Source organism: Mycetocola sp. Y442 (assembly GCF_056898615.1).
Window position 1 is genome coordinate 1,180,835 of sequence record NZ_JBXHBV010000001.1, and the last position, 24,845, is coordinate 1,205,679.

A 24,845-nucleotide genomic window follows, 5' to 3' on the forward strand; every position below is an offset into this window, starting at 1 on the left:
CCATGCCCGCCCGGGCATGGCGGACAGGCCGGGCAAGGTAAAGACGAAGGCACATGACCACTACAGCGCAGCCACCGACAACACCGGTGAAGCCAGCCAGTCCCGGTGAGCCCGAAGCCCCGGCCCGTCCGCCGAAGCCCGTCCAGCGGCGGGGCGACCGGATCTTCAGCGGCTCAACACTCACGGCAGGAATTGTCATTCTTGTCACGCTCGCGGCCGTCGCGATCTTCCTCGTCGCGCAGAGCCTCCCCGCGTTCACCGCAGGCGAAGACGACATCAAGGGCGACGCCACCAACTTCCTGTCCTACGTCTGGCCGCTCGTCTTCGGCACCGTCTGGGCCGCGTTCCTCGCGCTCGTCATCGCGGTGCCGCTGTCGATCATGGTCGCGTTGTTCATTACCCATTACGCTCCTCGCCGGCTCGCGCAGAGCCTCGGTTACGTCATCGACCTGCTCGCCGCGGTGCCGAGCGTCGTCTACGGCCTGTGGGGCATCGGGGTTCTCGCCCCGGCGGTGCAACCGGTGTACAGCTGGCTCGTGACCAACATGGGCTGGTTCCCGCTCTTCGCCGGGCCCGTTTCCGGCACAGGTCGCACGATCCTCACTGTCGGGATCGTCCTCGCCGTCATGATCCTCCCGATCATCACGTCGCTGTCCCGGGAAATCTTCCTTCAGACGCCGAAACTCCACGAGGAAGCCGCACTCGCGCTGGGTGCGACGCGCTGGGAGATGATCACCATCGCCGTCCTCCCCTTCGGGCGGCCCGGCATCGTCTCGGCGTCCATGCTCGGCCTCGGGCGAGCGCTCGGCGAGACCATGGCCGTTGCGATGGTCCTCTCCCCCAGCCTCATCATCAGTCTCGTCCTTCTGCAGTCGCAGAACCCGACAACGATCGCCGCGAACATTGCCCTCAACTTCCCCGAAGCCCACGGCGTCGGCGTGAATATCCTCATCGCGAGTGGCCTGATCCTCTTCGCGATCACCTTCGTCGTCAACTTCATCTCGCGTGCGATCGTTGATCGTCGCAAGGCATTCTCCGGAGCGAACTGATGGCCATCACACAGGCGCCGATGTCGAGCGCTCTCAAGGCGGGCAAGCTCAACCGGTTCACGCCGCTGTACGTCATCCTGGGCGCGCTCGGGATCTCCGTCGCTGTCTTCGCGATCCTTGGCGCGCCGAACATCGCCGGCATCCTCATTGTCACCGCGGTGATCTTCGTCGTGACCTACTGGCTGCTCTCGCTGTTCGTCGAAGGCTCCAGGAAGGCAACGGACCGGCTGATGACGAGCCTCGTCGTCATCGCCTTCCTGATCGCGCTCATCCCCCTGATTTCCGTCGCCGTCACAACGGTGACCAACGGTTCGGCACGGTTCGACCTCGATTTCTTCACGATGTCGATGCGGAACGTCGTCGGCGAAGGCGGCGGCGCGCTCCACGCGATCGTCGGCACCCTTCTCATCACGCTCGCGACGAGCATCATCTCGGTGCCGATCGGCATCCTCACCGCCATCTACCTCGTCGAGTACGGCCGCGGAAAACTCGCCAAATGGATCACTTTCCTGGTCGACGTGATGACCGGCATCCCGTCGATCGTTGCCGGCCTCTTCGCCTACGCCCTTCTGGTCATCTTCTTCGGTGAGGGCGTGCGCCTCGGCATCGGCGGCGCCATCGCGCTGAGCGTGCTGATGATCCCCGTCATCGTGCGATCCACCGAAGAAATGCTGAAGCTCGTTCCCAACGAACTCCGTGAGGCGTCGTACGCACTCGGGGTGCCCAAGTACCTGACGATCCTCAAGGTGGTCCTGCCCACGTCGCTCGCCGGAATCGTCACCGGCGTCATGCTCTCGGTCGCCCGCGTGATCGGTGAGACCGCGCCACTGCTCATCATCGCCGGGTACACGCAGAGCATGAACTACAACCTCTTCGACGGCCGGATGATGGCGCTCCCGACATTCGTCTACAACTCGTACGCCCAGCAGGGCACCGACGCGCAGGCCTACATCGACAGGGCCTGGACCGGGGCGCTCACGCTCATCCTGATCGTGATGGCGCTCAACCTCATCGCCAGACTCGTCGCGAACATCTTCTCGCCCAAACTGGGCCGCTAGCCTCAACCCGAAGGAATACCGTGTCAAAGCGCATCGAGGTCAAGGACCTCAAGGTCTACTACTCCAGCTTCCTGGCGGTCGAAGACATCTCACTGACGATCGAACCGCGCACCGTGACCGCGTTCATCGGGCCGAGCGGTTGCGGGAAGTCGACCTTCCTGCGCACCCTCAACCGGATGCACGAGGTGATCCCCGGCGCCCGCGTCGAGGGCGAGGTCCTCATCGACGGCGACAACCTCTATGCACCGGGCGTCGATCCCGTGCTGGTCCGCCGCCAGGTGGGCATGGTCTTCCAGCGCCCAAACCCGTTCCCGACGATGTCGATTCGCGACAACGTCCTCGCCGGTGTGAAGCTCAACAACAGGAAGATCTCGAAGTCGGATGCCGACGACCTCGTTGAGAAATCGCTTCGGGGTGCGAACCTCTGGAACGAGGTCAAGGACCGGCTGGAGAAGCCGGGGTCGAGCATCTCTGGCGGGCAGCAGCAGCGGTTGTGCATCGCCCGCGCCATCGCCGTGTCGCCGGACGTGCTGCTGATGGACGAGCCGTGCTCGGCGCTCGACCCGATCTCGACCCTCGCCATCGAGGACCTGATCGAGGAACTCAAGAACGAGTACACGATCGTCATCGTTACCCACAACATGCAGCAGGCGTCGCGGGTGTCCGACCGGACCGCGTTCTTCAACATCGCGGGTACCGGCAAGCCGGGCAAGCTCATCGAGTACGACGACACCAACACGATCTTCACCCAGCCGAGCGTCCAGGCCACCGAGGACTACGTCTCCGGCCGGTTCGGCTAGGCGGCTTTCGGCCGCCAGGCCGCGACAGCTGCACTTCCATGCCCGCGCTGCAGAAGTATCTGCAGCGCGGGCATGGATGTGTAGCGCGCGGGTGCGGACCGCGCCCGGATCAGGTCGTGTGGATGACGATGAGCGGGTCGGTGGTCGGCTGCTCTGAGCCGCCCGCCGGTTCTACCGTCACGCCGACGGCATCCCCCGCGGCCATGGACCCCTCAAGCACACGCCAGCTCTCACCGGCACGATGGGTGTTGAAGACACCTGCTGAGACCGGGCCGTCTTCGCCGATGTACCAGAGCTCGTAGGTTTTGTCCTCTGGCAGGCTCGCGAGTCCGTCGACGATGAACACCGACTGGGCGAGGGCGCCAGACCACACGAGCGTCGCCGTGACCTGTTTCTCGTCGGTGATATTCGTGAGCCTGATCGTTTCGCGCGCCACGTCGGGTTGCGCTTCGATGTGCGCGAGCCTGAGCGCTTCTGGCAGACCGTTGCCGTTATTGAGGGCGCTCGTGAGTGCGTTGGCGCCGAGGAAGACCGCGACGAGGGCAACGGCAGCTGCGAGAGCGGCAGCGGGTCGTGAGTACCATCGGGACCGTGCTTTCTGCTCGGCCTTCGAGGGTCGCGCGGACTGACCCGCCGACGGGGTGGTGCTCGTCGCCGGAGTCGCAGGAGTCGACGCCGGTCGCTGAACCGGCTGGTCAGCATCGACAGCGCGCCCAGGCGCTGTCGTCACCGCTGGGGCACGGTCATCCGCCGGCAGCTGCGGCAGAGTCGCGATACTCGCCATGATGCTTGCCTTGAGCGAGGCGGGGGGTTCGACTCCCGTCGCGAGCAGGTCAACTGTCGCTTCGAATCCGACGACATCGGCCTGCGTCTCGGCCGAAGAGGCAAGATGTTCTTCGAACCGTGCGGTGTCGTCGACGTCGAGCGCGCCAAGGGCGTAGAGCGCTGCGAGCGAGGAGTCGTCGGACGGCTCGTCGACGGTGAGGTCGTCGTTGTTACTCGTGTCGTCGTTCACAGTGCCACCCCCAATTCCTCTCGCAGTCTGATCATCCCATCCCGTATCCGCGTTTTGACCGTTCCCAGCGGAACGCCGAGCCGCTCAGCCACTTCGGCCTGCGACAGGCCTCCGTGGTACGCCAGGCTGATCGCCTGGCGCTGAATGTCGCTCAGCGTCTGCAATGCACGATCGACCCGCTCAGATTCGAGTTTCAGTTCAACATCCTCTGAGACGCTGTCGTAGTCAACCTTCTGATCCCGGATGCCGATTCGGACATCCCGGTCCCGACCAGCCTGCGACGCACGCACACGGTCGACAGCCCTGCGGTGCGCCATGGTCAGGATCCAACCGCGTGCTCCACCCTTATTCGGAGCGAAACGGGTTGCGGTTTGCCAGATCTCGAGAAAGATCTCCTGGGTGACTTCCTCGGCTTGGGCGCGATCAACCAGGATCCGCTGGACGAGGCCGAATACGCGAGGCGCGTACAGATCGTAAAGCTGGGAGAACGCGTCCTGGCTCCCGCCGGCGACGCGGGTGAGCAGAAGCGTCGACCGATCATCGCCGGAGATCTCCGTCGATACCACTTCCGCTTCTTCTGGCACGTTTCCAAGCTTCTCACACGGGCTGTCACATGACAGCGACCGGGCCGCAGAACGCCTCTCGGCGTGAGGCCGCTCAGAGCGGCGAATATTGGAGCCCGGGGTTACTGCGGCCCGGCCATGCACCAGTCTACCCAAAGGTAAACGAAAAGGCTTCGATCCCGGCGCCCACCTTGACATCGAGGGTGCCGGTCTCTATGTCGCTGGTCTCGACCAGGAGGTACGAGGTCGGCGTTCCGGTGACCTCGATGACTTTCGTCTTCCCGTTCACGTCGAGCGTCACACTGCCTTCACCCGCGAGAACCATCCGCACCTCACTCGCCGTGTAGTTCAGCCGCACCGAGGCGTCAGCGCCGGTGGGGGTGACACTCTGTGTTCCGACATCCCACGCACCGGATAACGCGAAGGCGTCCTTCGGGAGCTCGTCCGGGAACCGATACTCCCGCTGCCCCTTCGTGTACTTCTCCTCACCGGCGAAGTTCACTTTCTTGGTCGACCCCAGGTACGTCTCCGGCGTAGTCGCACCGCTGTCCGGGGTGTCATCGGCGACGTCCGTTGCCGCCGGCAGTGTGACATCCGCGTTGGCACTCGTCAGGAGCTCCCTGATGTGCTTTTCCGTCGTTTCATAGCCGCCCTCGCCGAGTTTGATGTGGCGCACTGTGCCGTCCGCATCGATGAGATAGGAGGCTGGCCAATAGCGGTTGCGGTAGTTCGTCCACGTCGACAGGTTGTTGTCGATGGCGACCGGGTAGTCGATGCCGAAGTTCTTCGCCCCAGCCTGAACGTTGTTGACCTCTTTTTCGAAGGCGTACTCGGGCGCGTGGACGCCGATGACCTCGAGCCCGGCCTCGCGGTACGCGTCGTACCAGGACGTGACGTGGGGCAGGGAACGCTGGCAGTTGATGCAGGAGTATGCCCAGAAGTCGACGAGGACCACCTTGCCCCTCAACTGCTCGAGTGAAACGGCCGCGTTGTCTTTGGTGTTGAACCACTCGGAGATTCCGGTGAGCTCGGGGGCTGTGCCGCAGCTCTCGAGTTCAGCGCCGCCGTTCGAGCACTTATCCAGGTCGCGGTTCTCGTCGGTCACAATGCCGCCGAGGTTGAGGGCCTCCTGGACCTCATCCGACTCGTTGATCTGATTCTGGATGGCGCTCGTGTAGTCGGGAACGAGACGTTGCAGCAGCTGCGGAACGTTGAACACGAGCCCGATCGCCAGGGCGATCATGACGATGCCGCCGGTGAGACGGATGGCCGACTGGTGCTTGCGGAAGGTTTTGACCCGCTCGCCGACCCGACGGCCAGCGAGCGCGAAGACGAGGAGCGGGATCGCTGCACCGATCGCGAACGAGAGGGTCAGGACGACGGTGTCCGCACCGATTTGTCCGGTTGACCCTGCGACGGTGATGGCGGCGAGCACGGGGCCGGCGCACGGCACGTAAACGGCACCAAGGGCGATGCCGAGGCCGAACCCCGACCGGTCCGTTCCCACGTTCTTCTGCGGGATCTTCGAGAACGGCTTCTCGAGAATGTGCTGGAACTTCGGCACGATGAGGCCGACGCCGATGAGCACGAGGACGACGATGCCCGCCCAGCGAAGGAAGTCCTGCGGGAGGTTGAGGAGCGCGAGCAGGAGCGATCCGAGCAGTGTGAAGAGGCTGAAACTGACAACGAGTCCCGCGATGACCAGGTAGGGACGGAGGGACTGTGCCCGCGCGAGCACCTTTCCTTTCTCGTCGGTCGGTCTGGCGCCCTGGACGCCGCCAGACAGGAAGATGACCGGCAGGACGGGAAGGATGCAGGGCGAAATACCCGTGATCAATCCGCCGAGCAGGCCGATGAGGGCGAGCGTGAACATGGTGCCTCCGTAAGTGGTTGAAGGCTCTTCGGAGCGGGGGTCGAATCCGATTGGAGTGGCCGGTGACACCGGCGCTGATCGGGCCGAATCAGTGCGGCCCGGAACTTTTTTGGGAATCTTCCAAACCCTTTGGGCATCCGGCTCCGAATGAACCTTCACAGCCGCACAGCACGTGGCATGGGGGTCGGGACACTCGGCCACAACTGAAGGAGAACCAACTCATGAAAACCAAGCGCAACACACTCGCAGCACTGTCACTGTTGGCCATCACGGCCTTCGGACTGACCGCCTGTTCCTCGAGCATGGAGCAGGAGCCGGCCACCGACTCTGGCGGATCAGAGTCGAGCGAGTCGGCCGAGCCGATGGAGGAAATGGATCCAGCGGCGAACCTCGTCGGCGCCGGCTGTGCCGACTACGCGGAAATGGTTCCCGAGGGCGCAGGTTCGGTCGTCGGCATGAGCCAGGACCCCGTCGCCGTCGCAGCCGGCAACAACCCGCTCCTCACCACGCTGACCGCGGCTGTTTCCGGCCAGCTCAACCCCGATGTGAACCTCGTCGACACGCTCAACGGCGACGAGTTCACGGTGTTCGCTCCGGTCGATGACGCCTTTGCGATGATCGACCCGGCAACCATCGAGACACTCAAGACCGACTCGGCGATGCTCACCTCCATCCTGACCTACCACGTCGTTCCCGGCCAGGTCGCTCCCGACGAGATCGCGGGCGAGTGGGAGACCGTGCAGGGCGGAATGGTTGAGGTCACCGGCGAGGGCGACGAGCTCATGGTCAATGACGCATCGGTGATTTGCGGTGGAGTTCAGACCGCCAACGCGACCGTGTACCTCATCGACACGGTCCTGATGCCGCCGGCCGAGTAGGCGAATCCGCGGTCTTCTGACCGCACCCACAGACGAAAGACCCGCTGCTCACCCGAGGCAGCGGGTCTTTCCTGTGCTCGGCAGCACACCGGCGCCTGCCTGTGCCGGATGCCGGTTGGCCCGGTAGGTCGGGATGGCTCGGTTGGTCAGGCTGCCGGCAGGCAGTACACGTCGAGTGCCCCCTCAACCAGCCTGACCGTCGACCGGAACTCACGAGTCGCGGCATCCGGATCCACTTCCTCCGCTTCGCCGTCGTGTGCAAAGCCCGCGGCCTGGCCGCGTTTGGGCCACACGGTCACCGAGAGCGATTCCGTGGTGAACGACTCCACCCCGCCAGACCGAATCACGCCGACCGCCCGAAGAACCGCGCTCGACCTGCGACCGAATGCCAGCGATGCCACGGCCTGCACGCGAGACCCGGCGGGCAGGATTCGAACGTCGAGCACCCCATCGTCCAGGCGTTTACGGGACAGCGGAGCGGGGACAGCGGGCTCGTTGCGATTGACGCCGGCGAACACCGACCAGACGTCGCGTCGCTCGCCGTTGATCTCCAGAGTGACGGGTTCCTCCCGGCGAATGACCTTGACAGCGGCGACAACGGCCGAGAGCCACTTGCCGAGTCGGTGCTCGAGTCCTTCCCGCTCCAGCACGAACTCGGGATAAATCCCGATCGATGCCACGTTGAGCACGGTGATCGGTGCGTCATCGTCGAGCCGTAGGTCGGCCACGTCGACGCGGGCGCCCGCCCCGGATGCGAGCGCGTCGAGAGCGTCGTCGACCGAGTCGTTTCCCACCGCGCGGGCAAAGTGGTTGAACGTACCGCCGGGGATCACCACGAGCGGAAGTCCGGCCTTCCTGGCACTGTCAGCGGTCGCCGAGACAGTCCCGTCGCCTCCGCAGACCCCGAGGATGCGTGGCGGATCCGCGGATGCCAGCGCCTTGGTGATCACCGCATCCGGCGTTTCGTCGTCGGCCAGGATGTGTACGCGCGCGTGCGGCATCCGTTCGCCGATGCGCGTGAGGGGATCGGTCCTGCCCACGACGTCTTTGCCCGACGACGGATTCGCCACGATGAAAACGCCGTCACCCGACGGTGCGGCGGGAAGCGCAATGTCGATGCCGCCTTCGCGCACTGCCGTGGGAACCCGCGCGGGGACGAGCACTTTGCCCGCCGCTGCGACGGCCACACCGATCGCCAGACCGCCGAGCACGTCGGAGAGCCAGTGCGCACCGGTGTGCACCCGCGAATACGCGACGGCACCGGCGACCGGTGCGACGGCGAGGCCGAACGCCGGCTGTTCGAGGGCGATTCCCGTGGCGAACGCGCCCGCGCTGGCTGCGTGACCCGAGGGGAACGACGGAGATTCGGGCGACCGGTGAAGGCGACGGCCGATCGGGATGTCCTTTGTCAGCGGGCGGTCTCCGCCGAACAGCTTCTTGCCGATGAGGTTGGCCACCGCACTCGCGACGGCCAGCGACGCAAGCCCCCTGAGCGCCGCCCGACGTTGACCCATAACCAGGAGCCCTCCCCCGATGGCGAACCAGAGGACGCTCCGATCGGCGGATCGGGACAGATGACGGAGGGCCGAGTCGACAGCCCGCGGCGCACTGCGGGAATTGATGTGTCGCCCCGCCCTGGCATCTCCCCGGCGAACCCACGCCGGAAAGAGCATCATTCGCCGCCACCGCACGGCTGGAGTTGACCTCATTCGTCCAGAGTAATGAGTCGAGCGCGTTTTCAACCGCGATCGGGAGTTCTTTTCACCCGGTCAGTCGAGAGATTCCTGGCGCCACAGGCGGGCGCAGCTCGTCAGGTCCTGGGCGAGTGTCGAGAGCCGGAGAGCGCGCGTCGTGAGGTCAAGCGACCTGATCGGTTCGGCTGCGTCGGCGTCATCGGCGACGCTCGCACATCCGGCAGCCGACACCCGGCAGAATGCCGCAGCGCGTTCGAGCGCAACGGCGAAGTCACCCTCGAATAAGCCGCGAAGAATCTGATCGGCGAGGGTGACGATCTCCGTAGGACCCGTTGGGATGGATGCCCCGGCGACGACCGGGTCGATGGTCTGCATCACTTCGGTCCCCCGCGTGAAGAGAAAACTGGCCGAGTGCGGGTCCTCGCGGATCATGAGCTGCAGCAGGTAGATGCGCCAGAGCGCGCCAGGCAGGCTGCGGGGCGTTGCGTGCGACCACAGCTCGGCTATGGCGTCGATGCCGTTTTCCTCCGTGTACGCGACGAGCCGGTCAATGACGCCCGGATCGGGGTCGTCCCGCACCCGGGACAAAAGTGCCACCGCGGTTTCGTGCGCGATCCGGCTCGACTCGGCAGGATCGATGCCACCCACGAACGATTCGAAAACCCGCCCGGGAAACTTGGTTGGCTTGTGGAAATCTTCAGCCATCTGCATCCGCCTCTCTCATCGCAAGGTTCAACGTTACTCCGCGGAAAGTATGTCCAAGTGGTCAAATCACTCAGCGGGAACCGGTAGATTAGAGGGGTTGTTGGGGCCTCTAGCTCAGTTGGTAGAGCATCGGACTTTTAATCCGCGGGTCGCCGGTTCGAGCCCGGCGGGGCCCACCCTCGCGAAATGCTCGTGGCATTGCCGCGACCCGTCGCTGGCGTCGCTCAGGTACCCGGCGACGAACGCATCGCAGCACGACGGTTCCCGGTCAAGACGACGCCCGGTTAACAGGGGATCACACGCCTTTCGGGACGACATCGGCGATGTCATCCTGACAATCGCACTATTTCCTGCGTTGCAGGCGAGATCTCCTGCGGTGCAGGCGAGCGGATGCCACGGCGCGCGTCGTCGATAACGCAACAAAGCCGCTGGGCTGTCGCCCGCGCCACTCCCCGCCACACCGTGGCGACAGTCGGGGGAAGTCTTATCGCTTGGCGAGTACGTGGGCCGGGATCGCGAACGCGATTGAGACAACGATGATGCCGGCGAAGAAGATGATGGCCTGGAAGCTCGTCACCGTGAACGCCAGAGCGAAGAGGTAGATGCCGACGAGGAACAGCACGATAGAGAACGCGAAAGCCATGTGCCCAGTGTAGCCAAGTTCCTGCCGGTCGCTGGTCGCGCTCGCGCTTGTTCTCGGGTGCGAGTCCGAGGACCATGGAGACCGTGACCCTCAAGCACAGCCTGCTCGCCCTGCTCGTCGCCCTGATCTGGGGACTCAACTTCGTCGTCATCGATGAAGGACTCGACGGGATGCCTCCGCTGCTGTTCGTCGCGCTGCGCTTCGTGCTCGTCGCCATTCCCGCCGTGTTCTTCATCCGGCCGCCTCAGATCGGCTGGCGGAACATCCTCGCCATCGGCTCCTTCCTGAGCTTCGGGCAGTTCGCGCTGCTCTACCTGGCGCTTCACCTCGGCATGCCGGCGGGCCTCGCCTCGCTGCTCCTCCAGACCCAGGTCATCCTCACCGTCCTGATCGCGGCCGGTGTCCTCGGCGAACGGCCGACCCCACGCCAGCTGATCGGCGTGGTCGTCGGAACTCTCGGACTCGGGATCGTTGTCGTCGGGCACAGCATCGTCGCTCCCTGGGTACCACTCGTCATCACGATGGGCGCCGCTCTGTCGTGGGCGATCGGTAACGTGCTCAGCCGCCGCGCGAAGGTGGCATCCGGGCTCTCGCTCGTCGTCTGGTCAGCGCTGGTCGTCCCGCTGCCGAGCGCCGCGCTCGCGGTTCTGCTCGATGGTCCGGATGCCGTCGGGTACGCACTCACTCACCTGTCGCTGGTCTCCATACTGAGCACGCTGTACACGGCGGTCGCCGCATCGCTGGTCGGGTACGGCATCTGGAACTCGCTGATGGCACGGTATCCGACCAGCGCCGTGGTTCCGTTCACTCTTCTCGTGCCCGTCATCGGTATCGTCGCGGCGTGGCTGGTGCAGGGTGAAGTGCCCACGGTGACCGAAATCCTCGGCGGTGCTGTCATGCTCGCCGGGCTCGCCACCGCGGTGATCACCACCGGCACGGGCTCCGGGTCACTGAAAGTCCCGCGACCGGGTGCTCGCGCTGAGCGGAAGCGGTTCAATCCGGTCGGCAAGCAGGTTGACGATGCCCTCGGGTGAGCGTTCGAGGATTCCGCGCACAATCATCGCCGGCGCCTCGCGCGCCGTTCGCCGGTAACGCCCCCAGACGCCGACACTGCAGATCACGTTGACGAGGCCCGTCTCGTCTTCGAGGTTCATGAAGGTGATGCCGCTCGCCGTCGCCGGTCGCTGCCGATGGGTGACGACACCGCCGACCTCGATCCTGCGTCCGGATTCCGCCGTCTGCAACTGCCCGGCGCTCAACACACCGCGCTCGGCGAGCGCTGCTCGAACGTGCCGGATCGGGTGATCGTCGGGAGTGACCCCGGTCGACCAGAGATCGTTGACCACCTGCTCCTCATCGGTGAGCATGGCGAACAGCGGAGGCTGGACGGCAATGTGACTGCCGTTCAGCTGGTCGGGTCGTTCCTGCGAGGCCTGCGCGGAGTCCCACAGCGCCCCGCGTCGTGAGAGCCCCATGCTGTCGAACGCTCCGGCTGCTGAAAGCGCCTCGAGCTGGGCAGAGTTGAGCCCCACCCGCCGTGCCAGGTCACGCATGTCCCGGTATGGCCCGCCTCGTTCACGTTCGGTGGCGATCTGCTTCGCCTTGCGCTTTCCGATCGAGGTGACCTCGGCGAGTCCGAGGCGCACGACGTATGCGCCGTCACGGCGGTGATCTCCCGGGTCGAACGGCGCATCCCTGTCGAACGGCTGCACAGTGGGCTGTTCGGTCTCGATGCACGGATCGAGACCGGTGGTCCGAACGACGCCGCGAACACCGTCGAGGGGTTCGAGCTCCGCCTCGACACCGGAAAGCTGGATATCGGGCCGTCGGGTCTCGACACCGTGACGGCGAGCATCCGCAACGAGGGACTGGGGTGAATAGAACCCCATCGGCTGCGCGCGGAGCAGAGCGGCGAGAAACGCCGCCGGGTAGTGCAGGCGCATCCACGCGCTCGCGTAGACGAGCAGCGCAAAACTGATCGAGTGGCTCTCGGCGAAACCGAAGCTCGCGAAAGCCTGGATCTTTGAATAGATCGTGTCTGCGTCAGCGCCCGTGATGTTGTTCTCTGCCATTCCCGCGTACAACTTCTCCTTGAGTGAACCGATCTTTTCCTGCCCACGCTTCGATCCCATGGCCCGCCGAAGCAGGTCGGCGTCTTCGCCAGTGCACCCGCCGACGACCATGGCCATCTGCATCAGCTGCTCCTGGAAGAGCGGAACTCCGAGGGTGCGCTCGAGCACAGGCTCGAGGTCGGGGTGAAGGTAGGTGACCTCTTCCACTCCCGTTCGCCTCCGGATGTACGGGTGCACAGCCCCACCCTGAATCGGGCCGGGCCTGACCATCGCGATCTGGATCACGAGGTCGTAGAAGCTCCTCGGCTTCAGCCGCGGCAGCATGCCCATCTGCGCGCGGCTCTCCACCTGGAACACCCCGACACTGTCTGCACGGCAGAGCTGGTCATAGACACCCTGCTCTTCCTTCGGCATCGACTGGAGGTCCCACCGTTCACCGCAGTGTTCATCGACGAGGTCGAAGGAGTACTGCAACGCGGCGAGCATGCCGAGACCGAGCAGGTCGAACTTGACCAGCCCCATCCAGGCGCAGTCGTCTTTGTCCCACTGCAGAACGGTCCTGCCGTCCATCCGCGCGTGCTCGATCGGGCAGACCTCTCCGACGGGCCGGTCGGTGAGCACCATTCCCCCCGAGTGGATGCCGAGATGGCGGGGGAAGGTCAGCACCTGTGAGGCCAGGTCGATAACGGGCGCCGGAATATCGTGCTCGTCGCTCGACGTGAGCGCGCCCCACCGTTCCACCTGTTTCGACCAGGCATCCTGCTGACCAGGGCTATGGCCGAGCGCTTTGGCCATGTCGCGCACGGCGAACTTCGGCCGGTAGGTGATCACGTTCGCCACCTGGGCGGCGTTGAACCTGCCGTATTTCTCGTAGACGTGCTGGATCACCTCCTCACGGCGGTCGGAATCGAAGTCGACGTCGATGTCGGGTTCTTCCTCGCGCATGCTGGAGAGGAACCGCTCGAACGGCAGGCCGTACTTGATCGAGTCGACGGCGGTGATGTCGAGCAGGTAGCAGACAGCGGAGTTCGCGGCAGATCCGCGCCCCTGGCACAGGATGCCGCGACCGCGGGCGAACTGAACGATCTCGTAGACGATGAGAAAGTAACCGGGAAAATCCTTCTGCTCGATCACGTCGAGCTCACGTGCGATCCGTTCGGTGACCGCGGCGTCGGCGTTCGGATACCGCCTGGCCGCCCCCTGCCAGGTCAGCTCGCGCAGCCAGCTCATCGGCGTGTGACCGTCGGGAACCTCCTGGAGCGGAAGCCCCGGCTTGACGCTCCGCAGCCGGAACGCGAGCTGGTCGGCGATCTCAACGGTGCGCGCAACCGCGCCGGGGTACCTCGCGAACCGCCGGGCCATCTCGGCACCGCTCCGCAGATGATGTGAACCGGATGCCGGCAGCCAGCCATCGAGGTCGTCAAGGCTCCTGCGGGCGCGAACGGCGGCGAGCGCTGAGGCGAGGTGATGCTGGGCGGGGGTGGCATAGTGCGCGGCCATCGTCGCGACCACGGGCAGCTCGAGTTGCTCAGCGAGCGCGGCAAGGGTGTCGTTGTGCGCGGAATCGAGTGGATTTCCATGGTCGAAGAGCTCAATGACGACGTTCCCGGCACCGAACAGCCTGACCAGTTCATCGAGTTCGCGTCGCGCGCCGGCTTCGCCCTCGGCAACGAGAGCCTGCCGAACGGCGCCCTTGCGGCATCCGCTCAGCACAACCCACGTGCCGTCTGCCGCTGAGGCGAGGTCCTCGATGTCGTAGCTCGGCTTGCCCTTCTCGGCGCCCGCGGCGAGCTGCGCCGAGGTGATCGCGCCGGCGAGCCGGTGGTAGCCCTCTTCCTTCCGTGCGAGGACGACGAGGTGGGTACCCTCCGGGTCTGCTTCGCCGTTCTGCGGCTTGCTCAGGCCGAGCGAGAGTTCGGCACCGAAGATCGTCTTGAGCTCGGGGTGTGCCTCGGCCGCTTCGGCGAGGTGCACGATGCCGTAGAGGCCGTCATGGTCGGTGAGGGCGAGTCCGTGCAGACCCAGCCGAACGGCTTCCTCGACCAGGTGCTCAGGCGAGGAAGCCCCGTCGAGAAAACTGAAGTTGGAGTGGGTGTGCAACTCGGCGTAGCCGACGATCGTCTCAGCGGGCGGTGCCTCAACGGGAACAGGGACGTATGGCAACCGTTTCCGTGACCAGGCAGGACTGTCACCGCCGTCGGCACCAACCGGCGGTGTATTCGGCGGTGTGTCAGGCCCTGACAGGTCACTCAGCGAGCGTTCAAACTCCGACCAGGAGATCGGGGGGTTATGCCAGCCCATGACAACCGCCCTCCCTGAACTGTTCAGTCATAGCGGGCCTCCGCCCACCAGCCGGAGTCGTCGAGAACCAGCAGCCACGCCGCCCCCGTATCGTCGACGAGCTGGAAGCGGTTGAGCCGGGTTCCGCCACCATCCCACCAGCGTTCAGCCACCGGCCACGGCCCAGCCCACGCACTGACAGCGACCGCGGCCTGTCCGTGCGGAGCAAAGCCAGCGGGGACGGCAGACAACTCGCCACGTTCATCGACAACGATGTCGTGCCCACCTGCGGCGTGCACGACAACCCGCTGCCGTTCCGGAAATACTGTGGCGGGCGGCGGGCCTGGCAGCTTGCCAGGCCACGGCAGCTCCTGTGACGCCCGAACCGATGCTTCGCCCCCTGGTGGAAGATCACCCCACGGAACGAGGACCCGGCGATCGGACGGCTGGCGACCACCAATGATCCGAGCGGTGAGCACACCAGCGTGCCCGACCATGCCCTGCACACGGGACAGCCCCGAGTGGATGCGTTCATCTGTTGCGCCGCCATACAGGCCGGCTTCGTGGTTGCCAGCCGGATCGACACTCTCCGGTTCGACCCGGAGCGACGAGATCGCGCTGCTCAGCCCGCTGTCGGCCATCCCCGCACCCTGCAGCTGCCAGCGGACGCGGTCGAGCACATCACCGGCGGTGAACCACCGAGGGTGCAACCAGGTACGCGAACGCACGTCGCCTCCCTCGGTGCGCACCTCGATACGGATGGCCGTCGCCACGAGCGAGGACACCTGCAGTCGTGCCACGAACTCCTCAGCTGCTGCACGAAATGCGAAGGCGACCTGGTCGACCCGGTCAAGCGGCGGCTCGAATTCGACGACGCTCGAGTGATCGGCCGGTGGCACCCTGGCGTCGACGTCGCTCGGGTCGAGCCCTGACGCGAGCCGGTGGGCAAGAACCCCGTCCGGTCCGAAGCGGTCACGCACCTGCATGGCGTCGAGTGCGGCGAAGTCGCCGAGGGTGCGAATGCCCAGCCGCTGTAGCAGGACGGCAAGCTCGGGCCGTTCGAGAATGTCGACACCGAACGCGGCAAGGAACTCGGGCGAGCGTCCTGCGGGAACGATGCGGATGGCATCCGTTTCTCTCGATGACGGGAGCTTCGCTGCCTGCCCCGCGGCGAAGGGCCCGTCGGCGATGCCGACCCGCGCGTCACGCACTCCGACGGCGCCGAGGGTGTCGAGCAGTGCCTGTGCCGCCTGTCGTTCGCCGCCGTAGTAGCGGCTCGGCCCGCGCGCACGCATGACGCAGGTACCGGGGCGGGAGAGCTGGACGCCTGGCACGATCTGTTCGACGGCGGCGATGACCGGCTCGAACGCCCGGTGATCGAGCACGGGATCGTACGGCAGCGCGATCAGCCCCGTGCTCCGCGACTGGGCTTCGCGCACGCGCAGGCCGCGACGGACCCCTTCGCTGCGAGCCGCCGCTGAACAGGCAAAAACTACGCCACGATCGATGAGGGCGATTGGTGCGTCCGGGCCGAACCCATGTTCGACAGCTGCAGCGTTTGTCGGCCAGTCCGGGCACCACAGCAGGATGGTGCGGATGGGAGCTTCGGTCATGATGCCGCCGCTTCGTGGTGCGGCTGACGGACCGAGGGAACCCCGGCAAGACCCGCCGACCGGATCGACTGCTGGGTGTCTGGCAGCCACATCTGCTTGCGACGCGGTTTGCCGGCGAGCGTGCGCCCGGTCACAGCGACGGTCACCCTGCGAGCGGCGAGATAGCCGTGGCCGTCGCCGAGCCCCGTCCAGCGATCGTCGGTCACCCGCAGCGTCGCCTCGCTCTGTGGCCAGTCACCGAGCGCGACGAGCGTCGATCCCCGCTGACGCAGCCGCGAACCCAGGCGTGACACTTCTGCGGCAGAGACGGATGCCGGTGGGCGCGCGAGGACGACAGTGACAACGTCTGCGAGCGCAGCCGTGACCTGCAGCCACTGGTCTCCCGGCTCAGGCACGAGAACGAGCCGGTCAAGATCAATGCCCGCTGCCGCCGCTGCTTCGACACCGAGCGACGGCACACCGACGACACCACACCACGCGCCGGCAGCACTGGGACCGGCGAGCAGAGCAAGCGCGAGCGTCGTCGATTCGAGCACCGAGTATGCCGTGCCGGCGCGAAGCACTCCGCCGGGCAGAAGTTCGGCGACACCGGGCGATGTCGGGAGTCCGTGCGAATCTATCCGGGTAGTTTGCATCCCCCGGATGCGCGCCTGCAGTTCGGCAACCTGGCTCGCCACAGCGTTCGATCCCGCGGCGAATGCCGGGGGACGAGCAGAAGCAACAGCGAGGGACATGGGTTAATAGTCGAACAGATATTCGATAAAGTCAATCGGGGAATCCAGCCCGGGAGAGTCGGAATTCCAGGGCACACACGCCCGCCGGGCGACGCACAAAAACGGCGAAGTAGAAGCCTTCGACGAGCGCTTCCAGCCGCGTCGAAAGGCCCGACTCCTCGTCCTGTCCGCTTCCCCACAGCTCCCCCTGTCATACTGAAATTCAAGCTCCGACAGGCATGACGCCGCGAATTGAGACAGATGCCCGAACGGACGAACGACCCAATGACCGGTGACGGCGTCGAACCCCCACATCTCGTGTGGCTCGATGACGGCATCGAACACTCAGCTCTCTGGCGCTCCGAGAGCGGCTGGCCTGCACCGGCATCCGTCGTGACCGGAGACGACTCAATGACGGCCGAGACCGCCCTGCGGCTCGCATCCACCGGCACGGCCGTCCTCTGGACCGGCGACTTCCACAACGCCAAACAGTTGCTCGCCGCAATGGGCAAGCGCCTGGGCACACCCGCCCCACCCAGGAACGACGACATCACCGCCGCATTCCAGCGCTCGCGCGTCGACGCACTGCGGCGTTCGACACTGCTCGGGATGCTGCTCGTTCCGGTGTCAGCGGACGGCACGATTCCGCTGCGCCGCTCCCCCGACATCCGCGAGGCCATCGCTCATGCCTGGGGTCCCGCCATCGAGGCATCCGTCGTCTCCCTCCGCGAACTGCTCGGCGTCATCGGCGCCGAGGAATGGCGCACCCGTGGCGTCGACGTTCCAGCGCTCGGCGCGAAGATCCACCCGCACTACGGGGTCTTCTCCCCCGTGCGTGGCGAGTACCTCGACCTGGTCGCGAACGCACCCCTCCCGCCGAACGCGACGACAGCCTTCGATATCGGAACAGGCACCGGCGTACTCGCGGCGCTGCTCGCGCACCGAGGCATCCGTCACATTGTCGCCACCGACCAGGACCCGCGGGCTCTTGCCTGCGCGACAGAGAACCTCGACCAGCTTGGCTTCGGTCCCGCCGTCACCGTCGAGCAGACCGATCTCTTTCCCGACGGCCGCGCCGACATCGTCGTCTGTAACCCACCGTGGATCCCGGCCACCCCGAAGGTTGCAACGGACTACGCCGTCTACGACGAGGGCGGGCGGATGCTGGCCGGCTTCCTTTCCGGTCTTGCCGAGCACCTGACCCCGGATGGCGAGGGCTGGCTCGTGATCTCGGACATCGCCGAACGCCTCGGCCTGCGGTCGCGCGGCGACCTGCTCGATGCCATCGAGGACGCCGGCCTCGCCGTGATTGCCCGGATGGACACCCGCCCGACACACTCACGTGCAACCGACAGGGCTGACCCGCTCAACGCCGCGCGCGCCGCAGAGGTCACCTCGCTCTGGCGGCTCAGGGCGAACCCGGCGTAGCGCGCGCTAAACTTACCGAATGCATTTTTCTCTCGCAACGCCCCTGGGGCGACTGGAGGTTACCGGCGCATACTGCGCCGGCTCGAGGTAACGCTTCTTCGCTGACCCTCCTCGTTCTTCCGCGAGTATGCGTTCTCCCTGAGCTTGTGCATCAATGCACGCCGGGACACGCCAATCTTCCTGCGCCGGCCCATAACCCCGGCACACTCTCGAGCCTCCGGCTCTCTCACCCCAGGACAGAAATATGCTTCCCCTCACCCACAAAGACATCACCACCTCCTTCATCAACGCGTCACGCAGCCAGGTCAGTGACCTCACCCTGCCCGAAGATTTCGAGTCGCTCGACTGGGACAACCTCGACTTCCTCGGCTGGCGCGACCGCAAACTGCCGCGCCGCGGCTCTGTGATCGTGCAGCGCGACAACGGCCCGGTCGGCATCCTGCTGCAGCGGGCGGAAGCCAAACCGCGGGCGCGGGCGCAGTGCTCGTGGTGCCAGGACATCACCCTGGAGGACGACGTCGTGTTCTACGCGGCACGTCGCGCGGGCAAGGCCGGACGCAACGGGAACACGATCGGCACACTCGTCTGTGCCGACTTCGGGTGCTCCCGCAACGCGCGCAAGCTGCCGGCCGTTGCCTACCTGGGTTTCGACGTCGAGGCGGCACGCGACAAACAGATCAACACGCTGCGCGAGCGGGTGCAGGGTTTCGTCGCCGAGGTCGGCGCCGACGAGTAACCGTCTCACGCTGCCCGCGCAGGTGGTGAGCATATTATGGCGAGGACAGTCATTGAGAGGGCGCCGCATGATCGAGATTCTGAATCCCACCGAACTGACCAGGGCGAAGGTCACGGGCACCCTGGTCGCTGACATCCTGTATGGGCTGAAAGACCGGGTAACGGTCGGGACGAATCTTCTCGACATCGACCGCTGGACCCAGAAGATGATCATCGAGGCGGGAGCAGAATCCTGCTACGTCGACTACGCGCCATCCTTTGGACGCGGCCCGTTCGGCCACTACATCTGCACCGCCGTCAACGACGCAGTGCTGCACGGACTCCCCCACGATTACCGGCTCGCCGACGGTGACCTGCTGACCCTCGACCTCGCCGTCCTGAAGGACGGCGTCGCTGCGGACTCCGCCATCAGCTTTATCGTGGGCGACTCGAAGCCCGCGGACAGCGTCGCGTTGATCACCGCGACCGAACGGGCACTGGTCGCGGGAATCGCGGCGGCAGGCCCAGGAGTACGGATCGGAGACATCTCCGCCGCGATCGGCGCGGTGCTCACCGAAGCCGGCTACCCGGTCAACACCGAGTTCGGCGGCCACGGCATCGGCTCGACCATGCACCAGGACCCGCACGTGCCCAACATGGGCCGAGCCGGACGCGGCTACACGCTGCGGCCGGGGCTCCTGCTCGCACTCGAGCCCTGGGTGATGGCGGACACCGACAAGCTCGTCACGGACGCCGACGGGTGGACGCTCAAGAGTGCGACCGGATGCCGGACGGCACACAGCGAGCACACGATCGCCATCACCGACGACGGGGCCGAAATTCTCACCCTGCCGACGGCGCGACGGTAGCGAGAAGCGGGCGCCCGAGGTCTCGCTAGACCGGCGCGAACCCGTCGGCGCGGATTCCCCAGCTGGCTTCCCAGGTTTCACCCGGCTCCAGCCAGCGGATGCTACGACCCGAGTTGAAGGCATCGGCGGGCGCCGTCATCGGTTCGATTGCAACGGCCTTCGACTGACCGGGGTAGAGCTCTGTGCTGAACGCCTGCCAGAACCGGAAGTTCTCGTCGCCCCACACCGTGACCGAGCGACCATCGGGTGCCGTGATCGAGTGCTCGGATACGCCGTCGGTGATCACCGGGTCCGCAAACCCCGCGTCGAGGTCCAGGTCGCCAAGCCGAACGCCACCGCGGAGGTCGAACGGCGTTCCATCGACGGGCGTCTCTCCCGTCGGCAGGGACCGGTCATCGACGTCGATGTGGGTGGCCGCGTGAACGGTGACCGTGAGGTCCTCCGGTTCGACGTCGCCGATCGTGACGAACGGGTGGGCGCCAACCGCAACGGGAGCCGCGGCATCCGTCCGATTGGTGATCGTGTGGGTGACCTCGATGCCGGCGTCGACCAGCCGGTACGTCACGGCGGTGTCGAGCAGGAACGGATAGCCGCTCTGCGGGAAAACCCTCGCCTCGAGCCTCAGCGTCGATTCGGTGCGCGCCGCAACCGAATACGGGCTGAATCGCAGCAGACCATGACTCGCGTTGTGCTTCTTCGGCTCGGTCAGGGCGAGCTGCTGCTCGACGCCGTCGAGGAGCCAGCGACCGTCACGAATGCGGTTGGGCCAGGGCACGAGGACGATCCCGCTGGCCAGCGGACGCTGCACGCCGGCGTCGTACGGCGGCACGATATCGATTCCGTACACATTCAGTCGACGGATGCCTGCAGCCACCTGGGTGATCGTCGCTGTGACGTTTCCCCCCGACCCAGTGTCAAGACTCAGGTCGAACTGCTCACCGGTGACTGCGGTCATGGACCCACGCTCCTCGTTGTTGTGTGCAAAAAAGCGTAGCGCCAGACCGCCGAAGGGTCACGCGGTGAGGACCTCGACTCCGGCGGCGGTGAGATCCGCCAGCACAGCGGCATCCGCACCGTTGTTGGTCACGAGCACGTCGACAGCGTCGATGCCGGCAACTGCGCCGAGGCTGACCTGCCCGAGCTTGGACGCGTCGGCCAGCACGACGACACGATCGGCCGACGACACCATCAACTGCTTCACCTCGGCCTCGGGGAGGTTGACGTTCGTCACGCCGGCGATCGGATCGACCCCGTTGCAGCCGATGAAGGCGATGTCGGCGTGCACCTGCTCGAGCACCGTGCGCGCGAGCGGGTGCACGAGGGAATGCTGCAGCGGGCGCAGCGCTCCCCCCGTGACGATGACGGTGAACCGGGGAATCGCGGATTCGAGTTCGAGCGCAATGTTGAGTCCGTTGGTGATGACGACGAGATCGTCGAGGTCGTCGCGTTCCACGAGCGCCTGGGCCACGGCGAGCGCCGTCGTGCCGACATCGAGAAGGACGCTCTGCCCACTCGAGACGAGCGCGGCGGCGCGGCGGCCGATCTTCTGTTTGGCGAGGGCGGATGCCTCGAGCGACTTTTCGAAACTCGCTTCGCGTGCCCGCTGGCCGCGTGGAACAGCACCACCGTGCACCCGTCGGACCGCGTTGCCATCATCGAGGGCGGCGAGGTCGCTGCGCACGGTGACCTCGCTCACCCCGAAGGCTTCGCTGAGGTCGGAGACCCGGAGGAAGCCGCTTGCGGCGATCAGGTCGGCCATGCGCTCACGCCGAACGACTGCTGGGACGATGTCGCCCGGAGCGCGAGGGGTCGAATCGGTCATGCGCTCATCTTCAGTTAGTTTCGTTTAGTTGTCAATGGGAGGAGTGGAACGTAGAATTGCTTCCACTTGTGAAAGCCCGGCGTGCGGAAGGCAGCCAGAACCATGACCTCGATTACCTCCACCTCCGACGTCCTCGCGGACGGGCGCGAGATCATCTACTTCGATGACGCCGACACCACCCTCGGTCCCGATCGCTCCCCCGATTCGCGCGACCTGCCCGAGCGGCCGGCCACGGCGAGCATGCGGCAGGACCCGCTCACCGGCGAATGGGTGTCGATCGCGTCCGCCCGGCAGAGCAGGGTCTTTCTGCCGCCAGCGCACCTCGACCCGCTTGCACCGCAGACCGAGACGAACCCGTCCGAGGTTCCGAGCAACTATGACGTTGCCGTGTTCGAGAACCGCTCGCCGTCGTTCGGCCCGCTGCTCGAGGACGAGAACGCCCCGCGCGGGCTCGATGACCTCACCGAGATCGGCATCGGCCGCATCCGCACGTCAGTGGGCCGGTGCGAGGTTGTCTGCTTCAGCCCGGAGCACGAGGGATCGTTCGGTTCGCTCAGCCGCTCGCGCGCACGCACCGTGATCGAGGCCTGGGCATCGCGTACCGCGGCGCTCAGCGCCCTGCCCGGCATCGAGCAGGTGTTCCCGTTCGAGAACCGGGGCATCGAGATCGGCGTGACGCTCCGTCACCCGCACGGCCAGATCTATTCGTACCCGTACGTGACCCCGCGCACCCAGCGGCTGATGGCATCCGTCGAGAACTACGGCCCGACGCTGTTCGCCGACATCCTCGCGAGCGAGCAGGCTGGCGACCGTGTGGTGCTCCAGGGCGAGCACTGGACGGCGTTCGTTCCGTTCGCCGCACGGTGGCCGATCGAGGTGCACATGCTGCCGCACCGTCCCGTCGCCGACTTCGCGGGCACCACCGATGAGGAGCGCGATGAGCTCGCCGTGCTGTACCTGCGGCTCCTGCGCGGCATCGACGCTCTCTACGAGACCCAGACGCCGTACATCGCCGCGTGGCACCAGGCGCCGGTGAACGTCGGCCGCGACGACATCCGGCTCATGCTGCAGCTGACGTCGCCGCGTCGTGCCGCCGACAAACTCAAGTACCTCGCCGGGTCAGAAGCTGCCATGGGAGCCTGGATCGGCGATATCCCGCCCGAGCAGACAGCACAACGAGTGCGTGAGGCGATTGCTCTCGCCGACAAGGAGACCCCCGTATGACGAACATCACCGAACTGGCCGAACGCGCGAGGGCGGGATTCGCCTCGCGCTTCGATGGTGCGGCTCCCGCCGGCATCTGGCAGGCGCCCGGCCGGGTGAACCTCATCGGTGAGCACACCGACTACAACGACGGCTTCGTCTTCCCGTTCGCGATCGACCGGTCGACGGTCGTCGCGCTCGCTCCGCGCGCTGACCGCACAGTGCGGGTCACGTCGGCGTTCAGCGACGAGGTCGTGACCGTCGAGCTCGACGCGATCACCCCCGATGCCCTCTCAGACTGGTCGGCGTACCCGCTCGGCGTCGTCTGGGCGCTCGGCGAATTCGGTGCCAACCTCGCCGGGGTCACCGGTTTCGACGCGTTCATCGACTCGGACGTGCCGATCGGTGCCGGCCTCTCGTCGTCAGCGGCGATCGAGTGCGCCATCGCCGTTGCCCTCAACGACACCTGGCAGCTCGAGCTTCCCCGCGAGACCCTCGCGAAGGTCGGCCAGCTCGCCGAGAACAAGGCCGTCGGGGCACCGACCGGCATCATGGACCAGTCAGCCTCCCTGCTCGGCAAGGAGGACGCCGCGGTGTTCCTCGACTGCCGCAGCCTCGATGCCGAGGTGATCGACCTCGGTTTCGAAACCGCCGACCTCGTGCTGCTCGTCATGAACACCCGGGTGTCGCACGCGCACGCGACCGGCGGTTACGCCGCTCGCCGCGCTTCGTGCGAACGCGGGGCCGCCGAGATGGGCGTCTCCTCGCTGCGCGACCTCGACGTCGACGACCTGCCACGGGCGACCGAGGTGCTCGATGACGAGACGCTCCGCCGGGTGCGCCACATCCTCACCGAGAACCGTCGCGTGCTCGATACGGTGCGCACGCTGCGCCTCGAGGGGCCGACCGCGATCGGTGACCTGCTCGTGGCATCCCACGCCTCGATGCGCGACGACTTCGAGATCTCGGTGCCCGAACTCGACCTCGCCGTCGAGACAGCCCTCGCGGCGGGCGCGATCGGCGCTCGCATGACCGGCGGCGGCTTCGGCGGCGCGGCCATCGCGCTCGTTCAGAGCGCTGACCTTGCGTCGGTGTCGGATGCCGTGACGCGCGCGTTCGCGGACGCCGCCTTCACGGAACCGGAACTCTTCACCGTCACCGCGGCGGATGGCGCGAGCCGGGTCGAGTAGGAACCGAACGGACGGGCCAGGCGCAGCACGCGCCTGGCCCGTCGTGCTGTCCAGGGTCGGCGGTTAAGCCCCGGTCGCGTCGACGGCGGTCGCGAGGACCCGTGTGAGCTCGACGTTCACTCTCTGCCGGTCCGGCGGGACGGTAGCGTGAGTCATGGTCTTCTCGCCGCTCGGTCTGATTATCGGCCTGATGGTGCTCTCACCCAACCTCATCGTGCTGTGGTTCCCGCCACGAGTTCCCCTGCCAAATATCCGAGTGCCCCTGCTGCTGCACTGGGTCGAACGCGCGGGTCAAGCGCTGTGTCTGGTCGTTCCTGCAATCACGGCACCCGGACTCATCGCCGGCTGGTGGTCGGTGCCAACCCTGGCCGCGCTCGTCGGGTACTACGCGCTGTGGGCCCGATATCTGTTGACGGGGCGTGACGGGACGACGCTGTATCGGCCATGGCTAGGGGTACCGGTGCCGATGGCGATCCTGCCGGTTATCGTGTTCCTGTCAGCCGCGGGCTGGCTGAATAACATCTGGCTGGCCGGCTCCGCCGTACTTCTCGGCGTCGGGCATATTCCCGCGTCCCTCATCATCGCGCGCTCGATTAGCGCGCGCCCGTGACGCGTCCCGCACCGGAACTCTTCACCGTCGTTAGCGCGCCGAGCGCGGGCATG

At 66.1% G+C, this 24,845-nt stretch carries 22 protein-coding genes and 1 tRNA gene; 12 read left to right on the forward strand and 11 right to left on the reverse strand.

Features of this window, described 5'->3' with window-relative positions; translation table 11 throughout:
• Nucleotides 1-53 precede the first annotated feature (53 nt).
• From pstC to pstB, 3 genes are read left to right on the forward strand one after another with little or no spacing between them, the layout of a single operon-like run.
• Nucleotides 54-1,049, forward strand: a complete 996-nt coding sequence (gene pstC / locus AC1X6S_RS05625) for a phosphate ABC transporter permease subunit PstC (protein WP_483404780.1) — start codon at nucleotides 54-56, stop codon at nucleotides 1,047-1,049.
• Complete coding sequence (gene pstA, locus AC1X6S_RS05630; protein WP_483404781.1) at nucleotides 1,049-2,107, forward strand: phosphate ABC transporter permease PstA; 1,059 nt, start codon at nucleotides 1,049-1,051, stop codon at nucleotides 2,105-2,107. Before pstC ends, pstA begins: the two co-directional genes overlap by 1 nt.
• A 20-nt stretch (nucleotides 2,108-2,127) precedes the next feature.
• Complete coding sequence (gene pstB, locus AC1X6S_RS05635; RefSeq protein ID WP_108391659.1) at nucleotides 2,128-2,907, forward strand: phosphate ABC transporter ATP-binding protein PstB; 780 nt, start codon at nucleotides 2,128-2,130, stop codon at nucleotides 2,905-2,907.
• Nucleotides 2,908-3,016: 109 nt separating this feature from the next.
• Here the strand turns inward: pstB and AC1X6S_RS05640 are convergent, their stop codons facing one another.
• The 3 genes from AC1X6S_RS05640 to AC1X6S_RS05650 all read right to left on the reverse strand — a co-directional run bounded on the left by AC1X6S_RS05640 (nucleotide 3,017) and on the right by AC1X6S_RS05650 (nucleotide 6,358).
• Nucleotides 3,017-3,922 carry an anti-sigma factor gene (locus AC1X6S_RS05640; RefSeq protein WP_483404782.1) on the reverse strand — a complete coding sequence of 302 codons (906 nt, stop codon included), beginning with the start codon at nucleotides 3,920-3,922 and terminating at the stop codon, nucleotides 3,017-3,019.
• Nucleotides 3,919-4,506, reverse strand: a complete 588-nt coding sequence (gene sigK, locus AC1X6S_RS05645) for an ECF RNA polymerase sigma factor SigK (RefSeq protein ID WP_483404783.1) — start codon at nucleotides 4,504-4,506, stop codon at nucleotides 3,919-3,921. Before sigK ends, AC1X6S_RS05640 begins: the two co-directional genes overlap by 4 nt.
• A 127-nt stretch (nucleotides 4,507-4,633) precedes the next feature.
• Nucleotides 4,634-6,358, reverse strand: a complete 1,725-nt coding sequence (locus AC1X6S_RS05650) for a cytochrome c biogenesis protein DipZ (RefSeq protein WP_483404784.1) — start codon at nucleotides 6,356-6,358, stop codon at nucleotides 4,634-4,636.
• 221 nt (nucleotides 6,359-6,579) lie between these two features.
• Between AC1X6S_RS05650 and AC1X6S_RS05655 the strand changes: the two genes are divergently transcribed.
• Nucleotides 6,580-7,236, forward strand: coding sequence for a fasciclin domain-containing protein (locus tag AC1X6S_RS05655; RefSeq protein ID WP_483404785.1), 657 nt, complete (start codon nucleotides 6,580-6,582; stop codon nucleotides 7,234-7,236).
• 146 nt (nucleotides 7,237-7,382) lie between these two features.
• Here the strand turns inward: AC1X6S_RS05655 and AC1X6S_RS05660 are convergent, their stop codons facing one another.
• Both AC1X6S_RS05660 and AC1X6S_RS05665 read right to left on the reverse strand, forming a co-directional pair.
• Nucleotides 7,383-8,945 carry a phosphatase PAP2 family protein gene (locus AC1X6S_RS05660; protein ID WP_483404786.1) on the reverse strand — a complete coding sequence of 521 codons (1,563 nt, stop codon included), beginning with the start codon at nucleotides 8,943-8,945 and terminating at the stop codon, nucleotides 7,383-7,385.
• A 60-nt stretch (nucleotides 8,946-9,005) separates the two neighbouring features.
• Nucleotides 9,006-9,635, reverse strand: a complete 630-nt coding sequence (locus tag AC1X6S_RS05665) for a DNA-directed RNA polymerase subunit beta (protein ID WP_108962910.1) — start codon at nucleotides 9,633-9,635, stop codon at nucleotides 9,006-9,008.
• Between the two features lie 103 nt (nucleotides 9,636-9,738).
• On the opposite strand from AC1X6S_RS05665, the gene AC1X6S_RS05670 reads away from it, so the two are divergent.
• Nucleotides 9,739-9,811, forward strand: a tRNA-Lys gene (locus AC1X6S_RS05670).
• A gap of 308 nt (nucleotides 9,812-10,119) precedes the next feature.
• Here the strand turns inward: AC1X6S_RS05670 and AC1X6S_RS05675 are convergent.
• Nucleotides 10,120-10,278 (reverse strand): hypothetical protein, encoded by a 159-nt coding sequence (locus AC1X6S_RS05675; RefSeq protein ID WP_162924983.1) that lies wholly within the window; start codon nucleotides 10,276-10,278, stop codon nucleotides 10,120-10,122.
• 83 nt (nucleotides 10,279-10,361) lie between these two features.
• On the opposite strand from AC1X6S_RS05675, the gene AC1X6S_RS05680 reads away from it, so the two are divergent.
• Nucleotides 10,362-11,312, forward strand: a complete 951-nt coding sequence (locus AC1X6S_RS05680; protein ID WP_483404983.1) for an EamA family transporter — start codon at nucleotides 10,362-10,364, stop codon at nucleotides 11,310-11,312.
• Here the strand turns inward: AC1X6S_RS05680 and AC1X6S_RS05685 are convergent.
• The 3 genes from AC1X6S_RS05685 to AC1X6S_RS05695 are packed head-to-tail and all read right to left on the reverse strand — an operon-like array spanning nucleotide 11,226 to nucleotide 16,977.
• Complete coding sequence (locus AC1X6S_RS05685) at nucleotides 11,226-14,651, reverse strand: error-prone DNA polymerase (protein ID WP_483404787.1); 3,426 nt, start codon at nucleotides 14,649-14,651, stop codon at nucleotides 11,226-11,228. The genes AC1X6S_RS05680 and AC1X6S_RS05685 overlap by 87 nt on opposite strands.
• Nucleotides 14,652-14,674: 23 nt before the next feature.
• Nucleotides 14,675-16,243: a DNA polymerase Y family protein gene (locus tag AC1X6S_RS05690; RefSeq protein WP_483404788.1), complete on the reverse strand. Its 1,569-nt coding sequence runs from the start codon at nucleotides 16,241-16,243 to the stop codon at nucleotides 14,675-14,677.
• Nucleotides 16,240-16,977, reverse strand: coding sequence for a hypothetical protein (locus AC1X6S_RS05695; RefSeq protein WP_483404789.1), 738 nt, complete (start codon nucleotides 16,975-16,977; stop codon nucleotides 16,240-16,242). Before AC1X6S_RS05695 ends, AC1X6S_RS05690 begins: the two co-directional genes overlap by 4 nt.
• Nucleotides 16,978-17,217: 240 nt before the next feature.
• On the opposite strand from AC1X6S_RS05695, the gene AC1X6S_RS05700 reads away from it, so the two are divergent.
• From AC1X6S_RS05700 to map, 3 genes are all read left to right on the forward strand, one after another.
• Nucleotides 17,218-18,384: a methyltransferase gene (locus AC1X6S_RS05700; RefSeq protein WP_483404790.1), complete on the forward strand. Its 1,167-nt coding sequence runs from the start codon at nucleotides 17,218-17,220 to the stop codon at nucleotides 18,382-18,384.
• A gap of 244 nt (nucleotides 18,385-18,628) precedes the next feature.
• Nucleotides 18,629-19,120, forward strand: a complete 492-nt coding sequence (locus AC1X6S_RS05705; RefSeq protein WP_483404791.1) for an FBP domain-containing protein — start codon at nucleotides 18,629-18,631, stop codon at nucleotides 19,118-19,120.
• Between the two features lie 67 nt (nucleotides 19,121-19,187).
• Nucleotides 19,188-19,967, forward strand: coding sequence for a type I methionyl aminopeptidase (gene map / locus AC1X6S_RS05710; RefSeq protein ID WP_483404792.1), 780 nt, complete (start codon nucleotides 19,188-19,190; stop codon nucleotides 19,965-19,967).
• Nucleotides 19,968-19,992: 25 nt separating this feature from the next.
• Here map and AC1X6S_RS05715 read toward each other — a convergent pair whose 3' ends face one another.
• Together AC1X6S_RS05715 and AC1X6S_RS05720 are read right to left on the reverse strand one after the other, a co-directional pair.
• On the reverse strand, nucleotides 19,993-20,922 hold the full coding sequence (locus AC1X6S_RS05715; RefSeq protein WP_483404793.1) for an aldose 1-epimerase family protein: 930 nt from the start codon (nucleotides 20,920-20,922) through the stop codon (nucleotides 19,993-19,995).
• Between the two features lie 57 nt (nucleotides 20,923-20,979).
• On the reverse strand, nucleotides 20,980-21,789 hold the full coding sequence (locus tag AC1X6S_RS05720; RefSeq protein ID WP_483404794.1) for a DeoR/GlpR family DNA-binding transcription regulator: 810 nt from the start codon (nucleotides 21,787-21,789) through the stop codon (nucleotides 20,980-20,982).
• 102 nt (nucleotides 21,790-21,891) lie between these two features.
• Here AC1X6S_RS05720 and galT point away from each other — a divergent pair, with 102 nt between their 5' ends.
• From galT to AC1X6S_RS05735, 3 genes are all read left to right on the forward strand, one after another.
• Nucleotides 21,892-23,013 carry a galactose-1-phosphate uridylyltransferase gene (galT, locus tag AC1X6S_RS05725; RefSeq protein WP_483404795.1) on the forward strand — a complete coding sequence of 374 codons (1,122 nt, stop codon included), beginning with the start codon at nucleotides 21,892-21,894 and terminating at the stop codon, nucleotides 23,011-23,013.
• A complete protein-coding gene (gene galK, locus AC1X6S_RS05730; RefSeq protein ID WP_483404796.1) occupies nucleotides 23,010-24,182 on the forward strand; it encodes a galactokinase in 1,173 nt (390 codons plus the stop codon). Before galT ends, galK begins: the two co-directional genes overlap by 4 nt.
• Before the next feature lie 154 nt (nucleotides 24,183-24,336).
• Complete coding sequence (locus AC1X6S_RS05735) at nucleotides 24,337-24,792, forward strand: hypothetical protein (protein ID WP_483404797.1); 456 nt, start codon at nucleotides 24,337-24,339, stop codon at nucleotides 24,790-24,792.
• Nucleotides 24,793-24,845 lie beyond the last annotated feature (53 nt).